Raw genomic sequence first — 18073 nt, 5'->3', positions numbered from 1 at the left:
AAAGCCACTTATACTATGATGTTTTTTCTTGACTTAAAAAAAATCATTTCCTGTTTTTTCAAACAGGAAATGAAAAAATTTAATTAGGATATCCCGTATTTTGGGTCAATTTAGTATTGACATTTCTTTCTGCCTGAGGAATAGGCCATAATTCATTTACTCCTTCAACAAAATTTCTTTTTTGATACATCAAATAACCATCTTCATCAACATCAAAAGCAGTATAATTTGCCGGATCATTTGTTAATTTCATACCTGTAAACTGGCGATTCAATTTTTCGGCAGCAACACCCCATCTTAGAATATCATAATAATGAAGTCCTTCAAAAGCAAATTCTACTTCGCGCTCCACTCTAATTTTATTTCTTAATTCGGTTGGATTTGTTGTTGTTATTGCTGGCATATTAACATCTGCTCTTGCTCTCACTTTATTAATTGTTTCATCTAACAATGCCTGATTTATAGCTTCACCTGCTTCTAATTTAGATTCTAAATAGCTCAATAATACTTCAGCATAACGAATAATACTCCAATTTCCTCCATAATTCATTAGATTTCCACCTGTAAATGAAGGATCCATAAATTTATTAATGCAGTACCCACTCCAGTTGTATCTGGTAAATCTATCAGGAGAATTACTATCAGGTCTGCTCACAAATGTTTTACCCTGAAAAACCGTTCTGTCCGAAATCATAATGGTATAATCTAACCTTGGATCTCTATTGTTATATGGATTTGCCGGATCAAATAAAGGAGATTCATCAATGCTTAAACCATCTGTACATTCATACTGTTTCACAAGTTCATTGTAAGGAGAAAATTGATGCCATCCGCCATACATCTCCGGATAAAGATACTGAGGAAGAACATGTCCATACACATCTTCCTGATACTGAGTGGTAAGAATAAATTCTTTATTTATCTCATTATTCGCATTAAACATCGTTTTAAAACTAGCATTTAAAGTATAAGCCTGACTGTCTATAATTTTTTTATAAGTAACAGCTGCCGGTCCCCATTTTTTATTAGCCATTTGAACACGCCCTAAGATTGCCAGAGCAGCTCCCGAAGTGATACGTCCATCTTCAGAAACAGGTCTTGTAGGTGGTAAAACTACAGCACTTTCCTGTAATTCTTTTTCCACAAAATCCATAATTTCTGTTTTAGGAGTACGCGGAATAGTATTAGCTTCATCAACAGTCAAAACTTCTGTAGTGAATGGTACATCTGAAAAGAAAAAAGCTAAGTTAAAATATTGATACGCTCTTATGGTTCTAATCTCACTTTTCATTATTGCCTTAGTATTTTCGTCCATTGCAATTCCATCAATATTACTTAGAAAATTATTACAAGCAGTAATTTTTCTATACGAGTTATTCCAATATGCTCTTACAGTACCATTGGTTGGATCTAATGTTCCATCTGTAAAACGATCCGGAATCAATTCTTTTTCAGAACCAAGACCTGCCATAAAATCAAGATAAATAATTCCTCTGGCAGTCCAAAAATCTTCTCCATTCCATGCTCCTCCATTGTTGTAACAACCTGCCAACGCTAGTTTTGCATCAGATTCTGATTTCCAAAAAGTAGCATCAGAAACTTTATCAAGCGGGTTTTTATCAAAGAAATCATCCGAACAGGCACTATTTGAGACAACAAGTACAAATAGGCAAAACTTTAGAGCCACGCTTCTAATGTTTCGATATTTTTTAATAGTAGTAATCATAATTTTATATTTTTTAACAAATTAGTATCTCTAAAAATTTAAGTTTAATCCTAAAGTATATACACTTGTGATAGGATAAAAAGGACTATTATCACCAGTTGACTGGCTCATTTCAGGATCCCATCCTTTGTAGAAACTATTAAATGTATGAAGGTTTTGTCCTGTTACATATATTCTTAATTTTTGGATTTTTAATGCATCTAATAAAGGTTTTGGGAAATTATATCCTATTTGTACATTCTTAATTCTTAAAAAACTTGCATTTCTATCCCAAAATGTAGAAGGTCTGATAGTACCACTTCCTTGATTAAGACTCGTTAATTTTATGTATTCAGCATTAGGATCTGGATTTTCTTCTGTCCATCTGTTATCAGCCTGCCACTGTTGTATCTGTCCGCCATTATAAAAAGCATAAGCTTGATAAGCACCAATTTGTCTGTTAAAACCAGCTAAACCTTGTAAAAGAACAGAAATATCAAAACCTTTATAATCTGCCTGTAAATTAGCTCCAAAAGAATATTTTGGAAAGTAACTACCTATCACTTTTCGGTCATAAGTAGCATCTACTTTTCCATCCGGAACTCCATCAGGACCACTAATGTCTTTGTATTTTACAAATCCAGGTTCAGCTGCATAGGGTTGAGTAGGATAATTAGCAACATCATTAGCATCTACAAATAAGCCATCAGCTACATAACCGTAAGTTGAATTTACAGAATGACCTACAAATAAACCTCTGTTTATATCCTGATTTAAACCAGTTGATAATTTAGTAACTCTATTATTGGTATAAGAAAAATTAGGTGACACACTAAAATTAACACCTCCTATTTTATCCTGATAATTCAATAAAACTTCAAAACCTGAGTTTCTCACTTCTCCTGCATTTACAGTAGAAGGATTAAGACCTAATACACCCGAAACACTTACTACATCTAAAATATCGGAAGTAATTTTGTCAAAATAATCAAAAACCATACTAAATTTTCCGTCAAATAAGTTAACATCCAAACCTAAATCAGTAACTGTAGTAGTTTCCCAGCTAATGTTAGCATTCGATAATGTTGATAATCTGGCTCCGGAAACAAGGCTTCCGCCAAATGTATAATTCTGACCTAAATCAATAACATTTTGGTAGGGATAATTCCCTATATTTTGATTTCCAAGTTGTCCCCAGGATGCTCTGAATTTCAAATTATCTATCCATTTCACCTCTTTTAAGAAATTCTCTTCAGATACTTTCCATCCTGCTGATACGGATGGGAAAAAGCCCCATCTGCCATCAGTAATAAATCTTGATGTTCCATCATAACGACCATTTACTTCAAACAAATAGCGATCGTTGAATGAATAATTAATTCTGCCAAAATAAGATCTTAACCCCCACTCACCAGCTGAACCGGAATTTTGCATATTACTTGATGAACCAGCATTAATTTCATACAATAGATTATTAGGAAAATCATCTCGATAACCTGAAACAAATTCAGAGTGAAATTCTTCCTGAGAAAATCCTGCTAAAGCAGCTATACTATGCTTATCAATATTTACAGCATATTTTAAAAGAGATTGTAATGTAATGGTATTATCAAAACCGGAACTTACTCTAAGGCTATTAGGTCCTACATACTTATTAGCATCAAATTGAAGATCTGAAAGGAATTCTTTATCACGATAATTAGTATAACGATACCCTACTTTACCACTTAACGTAAAGTTTTTCATAAAATCCCAGGCTAATTCAGTTCCTCCTAAAAATAATTTATTTTTTCTGTTGGTAAAAGACTCACTGTCTAACCAGGCCTGAGGACTGTAATTATCCTGATAACCATAAGTCCCATCTGATTTTTTTCCAGCAAAAATAGGTCCTTGTCTTACTGCAAAATTCATCATGTTTGTCATATCTCCACCTATATGGCGAGGTTCTTCAGTATTTGCAGAATAGCCGCTTAGATTTGCAGTAAGTTTTAAATTCTTCTTTATTTGGCTATCAAAATTCAACTGAAAATTATATCTTTTATAATTGTTTTCAGCTATTATTCCGTCCTGATCAAGGTATCCTAAAGAAAACAGATAAGAATTCTTTTCGTCTCCTCCGGTAAAACTAAAATTATGATTCATTTGTAATCCGGAACCTGATTTTAAAAGATTTTTTAAATGCGGAACATTTGGATAATTATCCGGGTCAGATTGATTTTTAAACAATTCAATTTCTGCATCCGTGTAAGAAGGTCCGCTGTTCATGTTTGCATTAGCTTCATTACGCAAAGTTGCATAAGTTGCCGAATCAACAAAATCCGGAAGCGCAGTTACTTTTTGTGTTCCAATATATCCATTATAAGATACTGTCAATTCTCCTTTTCTGCCCCTTTTAGTTTCAATAAGTATTACTCCGTTAGCTGCACGAGTTCCATAAATAGAAGCCGATGCCGCATCTTTTAATATCGAAATACTTTTAATGTTGTTAGGATCAACATCATTTAAGGAGCTCGCAAGTCCGTCAATTAAAACTAAAGGATCATTTCCTGCTCCTGAAAAAGTACCTATTCCTCTTAAACGAATGGAAGCACCATCATTCCCCGGGCGTCCTGAACCTTGTTGTACTGTTACACCACTTGCTAAACCTGATAAGGCTTGTGAAGCCTGAGTAATAGGACGATTTTCTATTTCTTTAGTTGAAATTGAACTTACAGAACCCGTTAAATTTACTTTCTTTTGAGTACCGTAACCCACAACAACAACTTCCTGTAATTGACTTAATTCTTCTTTTAAAGAAATAGCAAAAACCGTTTTGTCCATCACATTTACTTTTTCAGTGATATACCCTAAAAAAGTAAAAGTCAATACGTCTGTCTTTGAAGCATTAATGGTAAAATTACCATCTAAATCAGTCGTGGTAGATTTATTGGTACCATCAACAGTAACATTTACTCCAGGAATAGTTTGTCCATCAATTGCTGAAGTTACTTTTCCTTTTACAGGAACATCCTGAGCATTGGCAAAAAGCCCAATAAACAATATCATATAAAATATTGTTTTCTTTAAAATTTTTTTGGTCATAATTAGTTTGGTTTTAAGGTTTAAAAAAATGTATTAAAAATGGTTAGGAGTATACTTTACACTAAATGAGATGTTATACATTTCCGTTATTACCGTAATTGCATAACAATGACTACAGCTAAAAAATTCAGCTGAGATTTAATTATAAATATTTTTTAGCATCTTAAAAAATAAATATTACATAACTATTTAGGTGTAAAATTTTATTATTGATATTTTATTACTTTAATTTGTAGTAATTCAACGAAACAAATGTAGAATACACACCTGTGTAATTAATTATTCAAAAACGATTTTTTATTACTCAAAAACGATTTTTTTTCATCCTTTTACTATATTATGTCAAAAAGCACTTTCAAATATTCGTTTTCGCTGTTACACATTGATTATGTGAAACTTAACAACAACTGGAATTTCAACAATGTAATTAGCCCTTATTATCGACTGTATTACATTGACGATGGAACGGGAACTATTTCTAACAGTTCAGATAAATTAATTTTAGAGCCCGGTTATTTATATCTTATACCCAGTTTTACTATTTGCAATTTGAATTGCGAGGAATATTTGAGCCAATATTTCATCCAGTTTTTTGAAGAATCTCCTGATGGAATTTCATTATTTAATCAAAATAGAAATGTGATGAAATTAGCTGCTACTGAAACCGACATTGTTCTTATCAAAAAAATGCTTCAGAACAATCCCGGGAGAGGAATTAACCGATCGAATAATCCAAAAGTCTATGAAAAGGAAGCGTATTATAAGGAATACCAATCTCTTAATAACGAACTCAAACCGCATCTAAAGTTTGAAAACCAAGGAACATTATTACTATTAATTTCCCGGTTTATGAATACTACGTATTTTAAACAAAACACCTCTCAAGGTACCCCTTCTAAAATTTTGGACACCATGAGTTATGTGCAGCTTCACTTAAGTGAAAATTTAACCGTGGCAGAATTAGCCCAAAGAGTCAATCAAAATCAGGATTATTTTTCGAAACAATTTCTAATTCATACAGGACAAAGACCTTTAAATTACATTCACGAAAAAAAGATAGAAAGAGCCCAATACCTTATCGCAACAACTAATAAGAGTTTTCTGGAAATTGCCCTGGACACTGGTTTTTCTAATTTGCCCCACTTTTCTAAAATATTTAAACAGATAGTGAGTTTGACACCCGGAGAATATCGTCTTCAGAACAATCAATTAAAATAGTTTTTCTAAGCATTAAAAAAAAATCAATTAGTTTAATGATTTCATTAAATTCTTAAATAATGGTAATCACTTTTTTGATTATCAAAATGGTAGCTTTATAAAGAATTTTGGTATCTCACAGCAAACTTACACACGTATCTTTGCAGTTAATCTCGAATAATAGAATAGTGTGCTGTAAGCAATTTACGGCAAGCGATTTTATTCCTAAATATAATTCTTCCCTATGCTATCGCAATATAAGTCCAACAAGATCTATTATCAAAGTACCATAATGCTGGCAGGCCCGGTAGTGATTTCACAACTTGGACATACTTTAGTACAAACAGTAGATTCCATCATTGTGGGACATTATGCAGGAACTATATCTCTGGCAGCCGTATCACTGGTTCATTCGGTTTTTATGGTAGTATTGGTTATTGGATTAGGAATAGCCTATGGAGTAACTCCATTAATTGCACAGGAAGACGGAAAATCAAATTATCAGGAATGTGCCCAATTACTTTCCAATAGTTTGTGGCTTAATATAATATCTGCCATACTACTTTTTCTATTAGTATACTATGGGTCTATGTTTGCCATGCATCATGTGGATCAGGATCCACGGGTGGTCAAAACCGCAAAACCTTATTTGCTCCTTTTAGGCGTATCCATCCTGCCACTAATGGTATTTCAAACATTCAAACAATTTGCAGAAGGTTTAGGTTTTACAAAGCAAGCTATGACAATTACAATTTGGGGAAATGTTCTCAATTTAATACTAGCAGTCATTTTGGTGAAAGGAATGTTCGGAATTCCGCCTATGGGGGTACAAGGAATAGGCATTGCTACCTTGACAGATCGTATTTTAATGATGGTGGTAATTATTTGGTATGTTTTAAAATCAAGAAATTTCAAACAGTACATACAGCATTTTTCAGTTCGTTTTATAGACTTTTCAAGAATTTATAAAATAATAAAAATTGGAGTACCTGTAGCGATGCAATATATTTTTGAAATCGGTGCATTTGCAGTAGCAGCTTTAATGGCTGGTAAAATTGGTGCAATGGAACAGGCCGCTCATCAAACAGCCATAACATTTGTAGCAATGACGTATATGATGGCCAGCGGAATAGCTTCCGCAGCCACTATTAAAGTAGGGAATAGTTTTGGAAGCCAAAATTATTTTAGAATCCAGAAATTTGCCAAGGTTTCTTATCACTTGGTTATTGTTTTTATGCTAATTTTTGCTGTTATTTTCACTGTTTTTAATCAATACCTTCCTTATATCATAACTAGTGATCCGGCTGTTATTCCTCTAGCCGCACAACTATTGATTATTGCAGGTGTTTTTCAGCTATTTGACGGAGCTCAGGTTGTGGGTTTAGGCACTTTAAGAGGTATGGGAGATGTAAAAACTCCAACATTCATCACTTTTTTTGCCTATTGGGTTATAGGTTTACCCGTGGCTTATTTTTTAGGAATTCAACTTAATATTGGAGTAAAAGGAATTTGGTACGGTTTAACACTTGGACTCTTAACCTCATCTGTTTTATTGTATTTCAGGTCTCAATATATTATTCAAAATAAACTTAAAAGCATCTAAACCGAGGCATTCGCTTTAAAAAAGTTAGCCACAAATTTTATCTGTTTTTAAGAATTCGTGTAATTGAAAAACAAAATATAATTCGTGTTTGTTTGTGTAATTCGTGGCGGATTTTTTTAAAAGCGAATTCACTACATCTAAACAAAAAGAGCCAAGTTAAACAATAGTCCAACTTGGCTCTTTCACTTTTAAGTTATTTTTACGCCGATAAAAACGCATCCGCATTTTCAACTTTAGCATAAAAGAAAGTCAATGCACTTAAAAATGCGTTGTGAGCGTCTTCTGCTTTTACCGTTTTACCATCAATTTCCAAATCTCTTGAAGCACAGGCATCACCAATAACGGTACAGGTAAATCCAAAATCAAATGCCGCACGAGTAGTTGCATCGATACACATATGTGTCATCATTCCTGTAATTACTAATTCTGTTATTTCGTTTTCTTTTAAATAATCTAAAAGAGCCGTTTCTCTAAAACTGTTTGGGTAATATTTTTGAATTACTTGCTCTCCTTCCAGCGGTTTTACATTTTCGTGAATTTCTGAACCGAAAGTTCCCGGAACAAAAATGGGCATATTAACAGGATCAGCCGATAAATGCTGAATGTGTACTATTGGTAAATTCTTCTCACGAAAGGAATCAAGCACCGCACGCGCTTTCAAACTTGCTTCTATTGGGTTTACCAATTCAATGGCTCCATTTTCAAAATAATCATTCTGAATGTCGATAATAATTAATGCTTTTTTACTCATATTTATTTTATTTTTCGTAATAATTATGAAGCAAAATTAAAAAAGCATTGTTCTTTGTTTAATACCAAAACATTATGGATTGATACCATTTTGATATTCGTTTAAAAAATCGGTTGTGGTAATTCCAGTTTGATTTTTAAAAAAGCGCATCAGATGGTTGGGTTCCGAAAAATTAAGCTGAAAAGCAATTTCGGCAACGGTAAGTTTAGAATGAAGCAGATAATCCTTGATTTCTACCAGCAACCGTTGTTTGAGCAAGTGCGAAGCCGTAACATTAAATTGTTCTTTTACGGCTTTATTGAGCGCAATACGATTCACTTTTAAGAGTTCGGTATAATCATTAATGCGTTGCTTTTCCTTGATATGAATTTCAATCAATTTCTTGAACTGAAAAGCTTCACTATTCTGATTTTTCTCTAATACTAAATGGTGTTTTTCTGAATATTCTCTGTTGAGTTTTTGAAGCAGATAATAAATTAAAGAACGAATAATATGCACACTATCGGATCGTGTTTTTACCAATTCTGATTTTATTTCGGCAAGAAGCGCATAATATCTTTCGATAAGTGCTTCATCAATTTGCATACTGAGCGGATATTCTAATTGATAAAAATATAACAGGCGATAAGTAAAAAATTTATCAGAAAAAAAATCATTCAGAAAGTCTTCCTGAAAAACCAAAACCACAAAATCCAGTCCTTCCGGATTCAGATTCCATTCTCGTTTTTGAAAAGGTGAAATAAATATAATACTATTGTCGCTGATGATTATTTTATCGTGATTCAAAACAAGATGACCACTCCCCTTTTTAAAAAAAACGATCTCAAGGTAATCGGTATTATAGATTTCCTTTTTAAGATAGCTTTCTTTTACATCAGCAAAAGGCAAAACATTAATTAGGAAATCTACCCCACATTCTGTTTTATGAAATTTCTGAGTTTTCAATTTTTTGTTGTTTTAAAATACACTAGTCCTTTTAAAATTGCTTAGCTATTATCAAACTAAATTTTCAAGTCCAAATTGAGCCAGTTGATCAACAATAGGCAACGTTTTTAATCCTAATTCAGTCAACCTATATTCTACTTTTGGTGGAATTTGAGGATATACTTCCTTGCTTACCAATTTGTTTTCAACGAGCATATTCAATTCTTGTATTAGCATTTTTTCACTAATACCTGTAACAGCTCTTTTCAATTCGCCATAGCGCACTACATTTCTGTTAATTTGAAACAATATCATTAATGTCCATTTGCCACTTAACAAGGATAAAGAGGCTCTTACAGGACACCTTTCATCACATACCGGATTTTTTTTTAAATTTTTTTCCATTGATAATCAATTATTCTAACCCTTTGGTAAGTACTTAACCATTAAGTAAGTACTTGTACAAAAGTAAGTATTAATATAATTTTACCAAAAAAAATTTAACCTATAAATATAAGAAAATGAAAGTATTAGTCTTTGGAGCTACAGGCTCACAACAGTTTCACGTGATTGGAGAAGCAAAAAATAAAGGAGCAGAAGTCTATGCAGTAACCAGTTCTGAAAAAAACTTTGACAAGCTTAAAAACGCAGGTGCCATTCCAGTATTAGGCGATATGTCTGATTTAGAAAAAATGAAAGAAATCACTAAAGGTATTGATACGATTGCCTTATTGATTCCTGTTTCTCTTCCAAATCCTGCAGATGGATTTCAATTAGCAAAAAATGTAATCGATGCAGCTAAGTCAAATGATGTAAAAATGATTGTTTGGAATACCAGCGGATATTTAGCACCAAAAAAAATTGGCATTCCGATGGAAGATGTAAAAATAGACACAAAAGAATATCTTGAAAATGCTGGAGTACCTTATGTAATTATTGAACCGTCTATTTATGCTGAAAACTTATTGGCACCCTATACAACTGAGTATACTCAAAAAGAGCGAAAAGTGGCATACCCAACTCCAGAAAATATGCCTATTGGTTTTATTGCATCAAGAGATGTTAGTGCCTTTGTCGTAGAAGCTTTATACAAACCAGAATTATCAGGGCAATCTTTTATGATTAGCGGATTGAACAACCTAAAAGGAAATGATCTTGCTGAAAAATTCTCTATTGGTTTGGGCGAAAAAATTGATTTCTACGCTATGCCTCCACAAGAGTTTGGAGACAAATTGAGTATTCTTGTTGGCGAAGAAAGTGCTAGAGGCGTACAAGGATATTATGAAATGCTCGCAAGTCTTCCTGTATATCCAACAAAATTCAATCCCAACTTGCAAGAAGTTTTAGAAAAGCTACCTGTAAAAATGACTCCAATGGAAGAATGGGTCAAAATGCATAAAGAAATTTTCATCAATTAAGTAAAAAAAATTAGCAGCATCAAAACACCAGTATTAAATGCTGGTGTTTTATTGTTTTTATTCTATTATAATGCTGTCTTTTTAAAGAAATGAAGAAATTATATTATCCTTTTAGACTGCCTAGTAACTAAATTATTCACCCAAACAAGAAAAATGCATTTTCAGAAATTCCAAAAAAGTATAATAAAATGACGGCAATGAATTTGAAACTATTATATTGTTAAGAATTGATTATTTATCTATTTGTTCAAAAGAATAATTTTAGAATAAGCAAAACTTTTCAAATTAGAAAATTTAACTTTTTTAGGCTTTTTTTGAAATAAAAGAATATAAATCAAATTATTTGTGAACTTACATCGTTTTCGTTGCAAAAAAATGATTTTTTTGAAATTTTGAAATTTAATACTACTGGAAAATTTCTATATTTGTTTCACTTTCAAAAAAATAAACTAAAAAAATACTGATGAAGACTTTAAACGACTTTAATTTCGCTAATAAAAAAGCAATAATACGTGTTGATTTCAACGTACCACTAGACGAAAATTTTAATGTTACAGATACTACACGTATCGAAGCAGCAAAACCTACCATTGATAAAATCCTTGCCGATGGCGGAAGCGTAATTTTAATGTCTCATTTAGGTCGTCCTAAAGGTGCTGAAGAAAAATATTCATTAAAACATATCTTAAAAACAGCAACTGACATTCTTGGTGTTCCTGTAAAATTTGCTTCAAACTGTGTGGGTGAAGTTGCACAACAAGCTTCAAATGACTTAAAAGCAGGTGAAGTTTTATTATTAGAAAATTTACGTTTTCATGCTGAAGAAGAAGCCGGAGATGTTGCTTTTGCAAAAGAATTGGCTTCATTAGGAGACATTTATGTAAATGATGCTTTTGGAACTGCTCACAGAGCACACGCATCTACTACAATTATTGCTCAGTTTTTCCCAACAGCTAAATGTTTTGGTACTTTATTGGCTAAAGAAATTGAAAGCATTGACAAAGTATTAAAAAACAGTGAAAAACCGGTAATTGCAATTCTTGGAGGTTCTAAAGTATCTTCTAAAATTACAGTTATCGAAAACATCCTTGACAAAGTAGACCACATGATTCTTGGTGGAGGAATGACTTTTACTTTTGTAAAAGCACAAGGAGGAAAAATAGGAAATTCTATTTGTGAAGATGACAAACAGGAATTAGCCCTTGAAATATTAAGATTAGCTAAAGAAAAAGGTGTTCAAATCCACATTCCTGTTGATGTAGTTGCCGGAGATGATTTCTCTAACAATGCTAACACTCAAGTAGTTGATGTAACTAATATTCCTGATGGATGGGAAGGTATGGATGCCGGACCTAAATCATTAGAAAATTTCAAAAAAGTAATTTTAGAGTCTAAAACCATTCTTTGGAACGGACCATTAGGTGTTTTTGAAATGGAAACATTTTCAAAAGGAACTATTGCTCTGGGAGATTATATTGCCGAGGCAACAGCTAATGGCGCTTTCTCACTTGTAGGTGGTGGAGATTCAGTTGCAGCCGTAAAACAATTTGGTTTTGAACATAAAGTAAGCTATGTTTCTACAGGTGGAGGAGCCATGTTAGAGATGCTTGAAGGAAGAACTTTACCTGGTATCGCAGCTATTCTGGAATAAATATAACAATTTTAACAATATTTATTGATTTTTTTAGTTTTAACCTATTAAGTTTGCATTACGATTTTGTAATCGTTTAAAATTAAGCACGTTGACAACAAAAACATGAATATAAAAAAAATCACCTTATCATTTTTTCTATTATTATCAATTCCCTTGTTTTCGCAGGAAACCGCTGAAAGCAAGGGAATTGCTGTAATGGAAACCAGGCTTTCTTATTTAGATTCTATTAAACACAGTTTTGTAAATGATGATATCGCCAGTTGCGTTGACAGTTTATGGGTTAAAGAACTGACTAATTTAGATTTATATAAAGATATCAATACCGATATTGAAAATATAAATACGGATGAAAAAGTAGATTATGAATTGCCTACTGAATTACTAAAATCAAGATTAGAAGCTATGAATGCTAAATCTCCATTTAACATTCAATACAATCAGGGGCTTGAAAACATCATTAAATCGTTCTTAAAAAACAGAAAGAAATCATTTGAACGCTTAATGGCTATTTCAGATTATTATTTCCCTATGTTTGAAGAAACTTTTGCCAGACAAAACGTGCCTTTAGAAATAAAATACCTAGCTATTGTTGAATCGGCATTAAATCCTAAAGCTGTTTCCAGAATGGGTGCTACCGGACTTTGGCAATTTATGTACCACACCGGGAAACAATACAATTTAAAAATAGATTCTTATGTTGACGAACGCAGTGACCCGCTTAAAGCTACTCAGGCTGCTGCTCAGTATATGTCTAATATGTTTGCCATTTTTGGTGACTGGGAACTGGTTTTAGCCTCTTATAACTCAGGACCCGGAAATGTATCAAAAGCCATCAGAAGATCTGGCGGACAACAAAATTTCTGGAGCATAAAAAAACATCTTCCTAAAGAAACTCAGGGTTATGTACCTGCTTTTTTAGCAACTATGTATTTGTATGAATACCATAATGAACACGGAATCAAACCTAACAAAGCTATAATACAACATTTTGAAACTGACACTGTAATGATTAAAAAACAGATGTCGTTCCAGCAAATAGCTAATTTACTGGATGTTCCAGTCTCACAATTACAATTGCTCAATCCTTCCTACAAGCTCAATGTAATACCTTATTACAAGGATCAAAATCATTTTTTGAGATTACCTAAGAACAAAATTGGGGTTTTTATTTCCAATGAGGAGAAGATTTATGCTTATCTCGAGCACGAATCAAATCAAAAAAACAACAATCCATATATAAAAAGTGCTACTACCGAAATTGCCCGCGTAGAAGCCCCAACTTATCCTGTGGGTAGCACAACACAATATTATAAAATAAAACAAGGTGATAATTTAAGCAGTATTGCCGATGAATATAATGTAAGTGTTAGTGACTTAAAAACATGGAATAAATTAAGCAGTAATACTATTTCCTATGGAAAAGTACTCACTATCATAACTGCTAAAAATAACACCGCAATTGCTGCTGCTGATACTAAAACCAGCAAAACTGAAAAAGTAAAAAAAGAATTTAAAGCAGATACTTTAATTGCCAGTAATAAAACCAATTATATCGTTCAAAAAGGAGACAATCTAAGCGATATTGCCGAAGCAAATAACGTAACTGTAGCTCAGATTAAAGAATGGAATGATCTTGACGGAACTATTATTAAAGCCGGAACAAGCTTAAAAATAGCTGAAAAAGAAGTGGAAGCTAAAGAAGTAGCAGCAACTACGGTAGCTCCTGAATTAAAAAATATTGAATATACCGTTCAAAAAGGTGACAATCTGGGTACTATTTCTAAAAAGTTTGGGACTGCAATTGCCGATTTAAAAGATTGGAATCACCTCTCTGATACTAATATTGCTTTAGGCAAAACCCTGATTGTGGCTAAAAACGAAATTGCCATCAATACGGCTAAAGCTACAGCAGCATCATTCAAAAAGAATAGTAATGATTTACAGCATGACTATCTTGTAAAGAAAGGAGATTCTTTATTTAGTATTGCCAAAAAATATGCAGGAGTTTCTGTTTCAGATATTAAAAAATGGAATGATATCAACAATGAAGATATCAAACCGGGAATGCGATTAAAAATAGGAGAATAATAAGAACTTTGAAAAAATACAAAAGGGCTTTATTTGGACATCAAATAAAGCCCTTTTTTCATGTATCCAACTTAAATTACCTTCTTTTATCCTAATTTTGAAAAAATGGAACGATATTAGCGGAGTAAACTCAAGATTAGAAACTCTTAGATTATAAAATTTGAATTCCATTACTATTAAGCAAAATGAATAAAATCTATTTTATATTGTTTTTTGTTTCCATTTTTTTCATTTCCTGCAATCAGCAAAATGAAAATACTAAAGAAACTAATGGAAAAATCAATAGCATTTCGGTGATTATAGACGATTTGTTATGGAATGCTGAAATTGGCGACAGCATCCGAAATAAATTTGCTTCACCCGTAATTGGATTACCTCAGGAGGAACCACTTTTTACCATCAATCAATATCCTGTCAAACTGATGGAAGGTTTTATGACCGACAGCCGCAATATTATTGTTATTAAAAAAGACACTAAAGAATCCTTTAAAATAGAAAAGAATAAAATTGCCGCACCTCAAAATGTATTTTATATTTCAGGAAAAGCAGCTGATGACATTCTGTGTTTAATTCAAAAAAACACCACAGAAATTATTAAAATTATTCATCAGACAGAAATTGAAGAATGTCAGCGTATTAACAGAAAATCGCTGTTAAGTCCAAAATTTTTCACAGACAGTTTCAACATTAACTTTGAAATACCTTCCAGTTATCAATTGATGTTGAGGAAAGAAAATTTCATGTGGTTTAAAAAGGAAATCATCAGCGGAAACACCAGTATTTTACTTTATCAGGTTCCTATAAGCAGCATTGAAACCAAAAGAGATAAGGTTTCCCAGATTATCAAAATGAGAGATTCCATTGGAAAATTATACATTCATGGCAAAGAATTAAACACAGATATGATTACTGAAGAGGCTTATGCTCCTTATTTTTCAAATATTGTGCTTAACCATACTAAAGCTTATGAAACCAAAGGAACCTGGGAATTAAAAAACGATTTCATGTCAGGACCTTTTATCAATTATGCTATTGTAGATAAAGAAAACAATCGCATACTGGTTTTAGAAGGCTTTTGCTACTCTCCTTCAAAAGAAAAAAGAGATTTGATGCTGGAACTGGAAGCGATAATAAAATCCGTGGAAATCAATAAAAAACCGGCTTCTGAAAAATCAAAAATCATGGCGATGTTTTCTAAGTAAAAAAAATTAATTCTTAGTAATAAAAAATTCTACTCGGCGGTCAAATTCATCGCCTTTCCCCAAAGAAAATTGATTTCCTAAGCCCTTATAAACCATTCTTAAACTATTCACGTTTTTAGAAATCAAATATTTAAAAACACTTTTGGCCCGGTTCAAAGAGAGTTTTCTTTCCTTTGTTGCCCTGTCAATTGCATCTTTATAATAATCCGGAGTACAACATACATGTCCGCGGATTTCAAATTCTATTTCTTTTTTATTTTGTAAAATCAAGGCTATTTTATCCAGTTCTTTTTTTGAAGCTACTGTGAGAGTACTGCTTCCTAAGTCAAAAAAAATGTTTTCCAGATAAATGCGGTCTCCCACTTCATGCTTGTCCTGAAAAGAAGTGTAAATCCCTTTGCCAAAGCTGTTTTTCTTAACAATTAATAAATCGACCCTTCTGTTTTTAGATCGGATATCAGCTAAACTTCCGCCTGAAAAATCATCAACAAGCACACGACCTTTACCTTCGACAATGACTATTTTACTTTTATTAAAACCATTGGCAACCAAGATACTTTTTACAGCATTCACCCTGTTTTCTGATAGTTTCAAATTGTAATTATTATTGCCACGGTCATCACAATATCCATAAACCTGAATCGATTCTACCAGTGTGGTATCCAGCTCACGAACAAAATCAACTACATTTTGTTCCTGAATGGCGTCAACAGCATACTTGTCAAATTCAAAATAAACAGTTCCAATTTTTTTCTCCTGAGCACTTAACGTACTCCAGCCAAAAAAAGAAAATATCAGAATTGATTTTAACATCAGCTTTTTAAAATAGTTTTGTAATTATCAGTATTATTCAAAATAGTAACCGCTTTTTTAATAACCGAATTGGATTTCATATAATATTGATAAAAACCTTCCTGATATTGATAGCGCTTTATAATTTCTTCTAAAATCAAATCTTTAATTTCAGCCTGATGATTGTCTAATTGCTGGGCTTCACTTTTTTGAACGGCAGCTAATAATTGATTGTATTCGTTTATAATTGCTTCATCAATCGCTTCTTTTTTGGCTATTGCCAAAGTGTTTTTTAGTGATTCTTCGGTTTCTGTACCAAATGAGATCTTCTGATTTTTTAAAAACTGCTTGAAATCCTGAAAATCAGCATTCGAGAACGTTGGAATCTGATTGCCCTGATTTGGATTTTTATAATAATAAGCCGTAGCATAATTAAAAATTCCATCATTTTTGATCAATGCATTGGCAATCACACTGGTTTTTGACTCATCCATAGGTACATCAGGCAAAATTCCGCCACCATCATAAACCGTTCTTCCTTTTCGGGTTTTGAACGAATTATAATTAGTTGCCTGCGTACGGGTTGCCAGTCCGTTTTTGTCTTTATGAGCATAATCTAATGCCTGAATGCATCTTCCCGAAGGAGTGAAGTATCTTGAAATAGTAACTTTTAATTGCGTATTATAGGTTAAATCAACTGGTTTTTGAACCAATCCTTTCCCAAAACTTCTGCTTCCTATAATCACAGCACGATCTAAATCCTGCAAAGCTCCCGATACAATTTCGGATGCCGAAGCACTTTTATCATTCACAATAATCACTAACGGAATCTCTAAATCTACCGGTTCAGCAGTAGTTTTATAAATATTATTATGCTTCTCATTAATGGATTTTGTGGTTACAATGATTTCGTTTTTTGGAACAAATAAATTACAAATATTGATGGCTTCGACTAAAAGCCCGCCGGGATTGTTTCTTAAATCTAAAACTATCTGTGTAGCACCTTGTTTTTTAAGTTCCAATAAAGCTTCTTTGGTTTCGTTCGAAGCTTTTTTATTAAATCGGCTCAGGACGATATAGCCTGTTTTATCATCAATTTTAGAGTAAAAAGGAACCGATTTGATTTCGACTTCATTAAGTAAAATCTGGGTTGTATTTGTTTTTCCCTGACGAATGTATTGTATATCAATTTTAGTGTTCTTTGCTCCTTTTAACAACTGGGAAGCATCATCCTTAAAATCGGCAATAGCCACATCACCTATCTGGATAATTTCATCACCGGGTTTAAATCCCGCTTTATCAGCCGGAAAATTTTTATAAACTTCCCGCAATATTAATTTCCCGGATCTTTGGGTGATTAAAGCTCCTATTCCTGTGTATTCACCTGTATTGTTAATTTTAAATTTCAAGACATCCTGCTCATTAAAATAAACCGTGTACGGATCTAAACTGGCCAGCATTCCTTTAATGGCACTATCCATCAGCTCACCCGGATTAGTTTCATCCACATAATTGGTATTCAATTCTTTAAAAAGCGTCGTAAAAATCTCTAATTGCTTGGCAATTTCAAAAAAATCATCTTTAAAACTGGAACCAATAAACAAAAAGGCCGAAGCAACTACGGGAAGGATGTATTTTTTCTTTACAAGATTTATCAT

13 protein-coding genes are annotated in these 18073 nt (G+C 32.8%); 6 read left to right on the top strand and 7 right to left on the bottom strand.

The genetic code is table 11. The features are described 5' to 3' along the window. Positions 1-79 precede the first annotated feature (79 nt). Positions 80-1726, bottom strand: coding sequence for a RagB/SusD family nutrient uptake outer membrane protein (locus BUB89_RS05320; protein WP_073242683.1), 1647 nt, complete (start codon positions 1724-1726; stop codon positions 80-82). 30 nt (positions 1727-1756) lie between these two features. Beyond that, entirely contained in the window at positions 1757-4786 is a 3030-nt protein-coding gene (locus BUB89_RS05315) for a SusC/RagA family TonB-linked outer membrane protein (RefSeq protein ID WP_073242681.1), read from the bottom strand. Between the two features lie 339 nt (positions 4787-5125). On the opposite strand from BUB89_RS05315, the gene BUB89_RS05310 reads away from it, so the two are divergent. Beyond that, positions 5126-6004, top strand: a complete 879-nt coding sequence (locus tag BUB89_RS05310) for a helix-turn-helix domain-containing protein (RefSeq protein ID WP_073242679.1) — start codon at positions 5126-5128, stop codon at positions 6002-6004. Between the two features lie 271 nt (positions 6005-6275). Next, positions 6276-7586, top strand: coding sequence for an MATE family efflux transporter (locus BUB89_RS05305; protein ID WP_200806816.1), 1311 nt, complete (start codon positions 6276-6278; stop codon positions 7584-7586). Between the two features lie 199 nt (positions 7587-7785). Here BUB89_RS05305 and BUB89_RS05300 read toward each other — a convergent pair whose 3' ends face one another. From BUB89_RS05300 to BUB89_RS05290, 3 genes are all read right to left on the bottom strand, one after another. Continuing rightward, positions 7786-8337: a cysteine hydrolase family protein gene (locus BUB89_RS05300; RefSeq protein WP_073242675.1), complete on the bottom strand. Its 552-nt coding sequence runs from the start codon at positions 8335-8337 to the stop codon at positions 7786-7788. Positions 8338-8409: 72 nt separating this feature from the next. After that, the gene (locus tag BUB89_RS05295; RefSeq protein WP_073242672.1) at positions 8410-9282 is read right to left on the bottom strand and encodes a helix-turn-helix domain-containing protein; all 873 of its coding nucleotides are present in this window, start codon (positions 9280-9282) and stop codon (positions 8410-8412) included. A 51-nt stretch (positions 9283-9333) separates the two neighbouring features. Continuing rightward, the gene (locus BUB89_RS05290) at positions 9334-9666 is read right to left on the bottom strand and encodes a winged helix-turn-helix transcriptional regulator (RefSeq protein WP_073242670.1); all 333 of its coding nucleotides are present in this window, start codon (positions 9664-9666) and stop codon (positions 9334-9336) included. A 116-nt stretch (positions 9667-9782) separates the two neighbouring features. On the opposite strand from BUB89_RS05290, the gene BUB89_RS05285 reads away from it, so the two are divergent. The 4 genes from BUB89_RS05285 to BUB89_RS05270 all read left to right on the top strand — a co-directional run bounded on the left by BUB89_RS05285 (position 9783) and on the right by BUB89_RS05270 (position 15623). Beyond that, complete coding sequence (locus BUB89_RS05285; RefSeq protein WP_073242668.1) at positions 9783-10679, top strand: SDR family oxidoreductase; 897 nt, start codon at positions 9783-9785, stop codon at positions 10677-10679. 463 nt (positions 10680-11142) lie between these two features. Next, positions 11143-12330 carry a phosphoglycerate kinase gene (locus BUB89_RS05280; RefSeq protein WP_073242666.1) on the top strand — a complete coding sequence of 396 codons (1188 nt, stop codon included), beginning with the start codon at positions 11143-11145 and terminating at the stop codon, positions 12328-12330. A gap of 105 nt (positions 12331-12435) precedes the next feature. Then, a complete protein-coding gene (locus BUB89_RS05275) occupies positions 12436-14421 on the top strand; it encodes a LysM peptidoglycan-binding domain-containing protein (protein WP_073242664.1) in 1986 nt (661 codons plus the stop codon). Between the two features lie 185 nt (positions 14422-14606). After that, positions 14607-15623, top strand: coding sequence for a DUF4837 family protein (locus tag BUB89_RS05270; RefSeq protein WP_073242662.1), 1017 nt, complete (start codon positions 14607-14609; stop codon positions 15621-15623). Positions 15624-15629: 6 nt separating this feature from the next. Here BUB89_RS05270 and BUB89_RS05265 read toward each other — a convergent pair whose 3' ends face one another. Both BUB89_RS05265 and BUB89_RS05260 read right to left on the bottom strand, forming a co-directional pair. Beyond that, positions 15630-16436 carry an OmpA family protein gene (locus BUB89_RS05265; RefSeq protein ID WP_073242660.1) on the bottom strand — a complete coding sequence of 269 codons (807 nt, stop codon included), beginning with the start codon at positions 16434-16436 and terminating at the stop codon, positions 15630-15632. Then, on the bottom strand, positions 16436-18073 hold the full coding sequence (locus BUB89_RS05260; protein WP_073242658.1) for a S41 family peptidase: 1638 nt from the start codon (positions 18071-18073) through the stop codon (positions 16436-16438). The genes BUB89_RS05265 and BUB89_RS05260 overlap by 1 nt, the downstream gene beginning before the upstream one ends.

Source organism: Flavobacterium flevense (assembly GCF_900142775.1).
GTDB classification, from domain to species: Bacteria; Bacteroidota; Bacteroidia; order Flavobacteriales; family Flavobacteriaceae; genus Flavobacterium; species Flavobacterium flevense.
The sequence above is the reverse complement of the archived record's forward strand: the minus strand, read 5'-3'. Positions and strand labels throughout refer to the sequence as shown.

Coding starts and splice junctions, on each gene's coding strand:
- BUB89_RS05275 (WP_073242664.1), top strand. CDS start 12,436: ATGAATATAAAAAAAATCACCTTATCATTTTTTCTATTATTATCAATT.
- BUB89_RS05270 (WP_073242662.1), top strand. CDS start 14,607: ATGAATAAAATCTATTTTATATTGTTTTTTGTTTCCATTTTTTTCATT.
- BUB89_RS05310 (WP_073242679.1), top strand. CDS start 5,126: ATGTCAAAAAGCACTTTCAAATATTCGTTTTCGCTGTTACACATTGAT.
- BUB89_RS05260 (WP_073242658.1), bottom strand. CDS start 18,073: ATGATAAATCTTGTAAAGAAAAAATACATCCTTCCCGTAGTTGCTTCG.
- BUB89_RS05320 (WP_073242683.1), bottom strand. CDS start 1,726: ATGATTACTACTATTAAAAAATATCGAAACATTAGAAGCGTGGCTCTA.
- BUB89_RS05305 (WP_200806816.1), top strand. CDS start 6,276: ATGCTGGCAGGCCCGGTAGTGATTTCACAACTTGGACATACTTTAGTA.
- BUB89_RS05265 (WP_073242660.1), bottom strand. CDS start 16,436: ATGTTAAAATCAATTCTGATATTTTCTTTTTTTGGCTGGAGTACGTTA.
- BUB89_RS05300 (WP_073242675.1), bottom strand. CDS start 8,337: ATGAGTAAAAAAGCATTAATTATTATCGACATTCAGAATGATTATTTT.
- BUB89_RS05290 (WP_073242670.1), bottom strand. CDS start 9,666: ATGGAAAAAAATTTAAAAAAAAATCCGGTATGTGATGAAAGGTGTCCT.
- BUB89_RS05285 (WP_073242668.1), top strand. CDS start 9,783: ATGAAAGTATTAGTCTTTGGAGCTACAGGCTCACAACAGTTTCACGTG.
- BUB89_RS05280 (WP_073242666.1), top strand. CDS start 11,143: ATGAAGACTTTAAACGACTTTAATTTCGCTAATAAAAAAGCAATAATA.
- BUB89_RS05315 (WP_073242681.1), bottom strand. CDS start 4,786: ATGACCAAAAAAATTTTAAAGAAAACAATATTTTATATGATATTGTTT.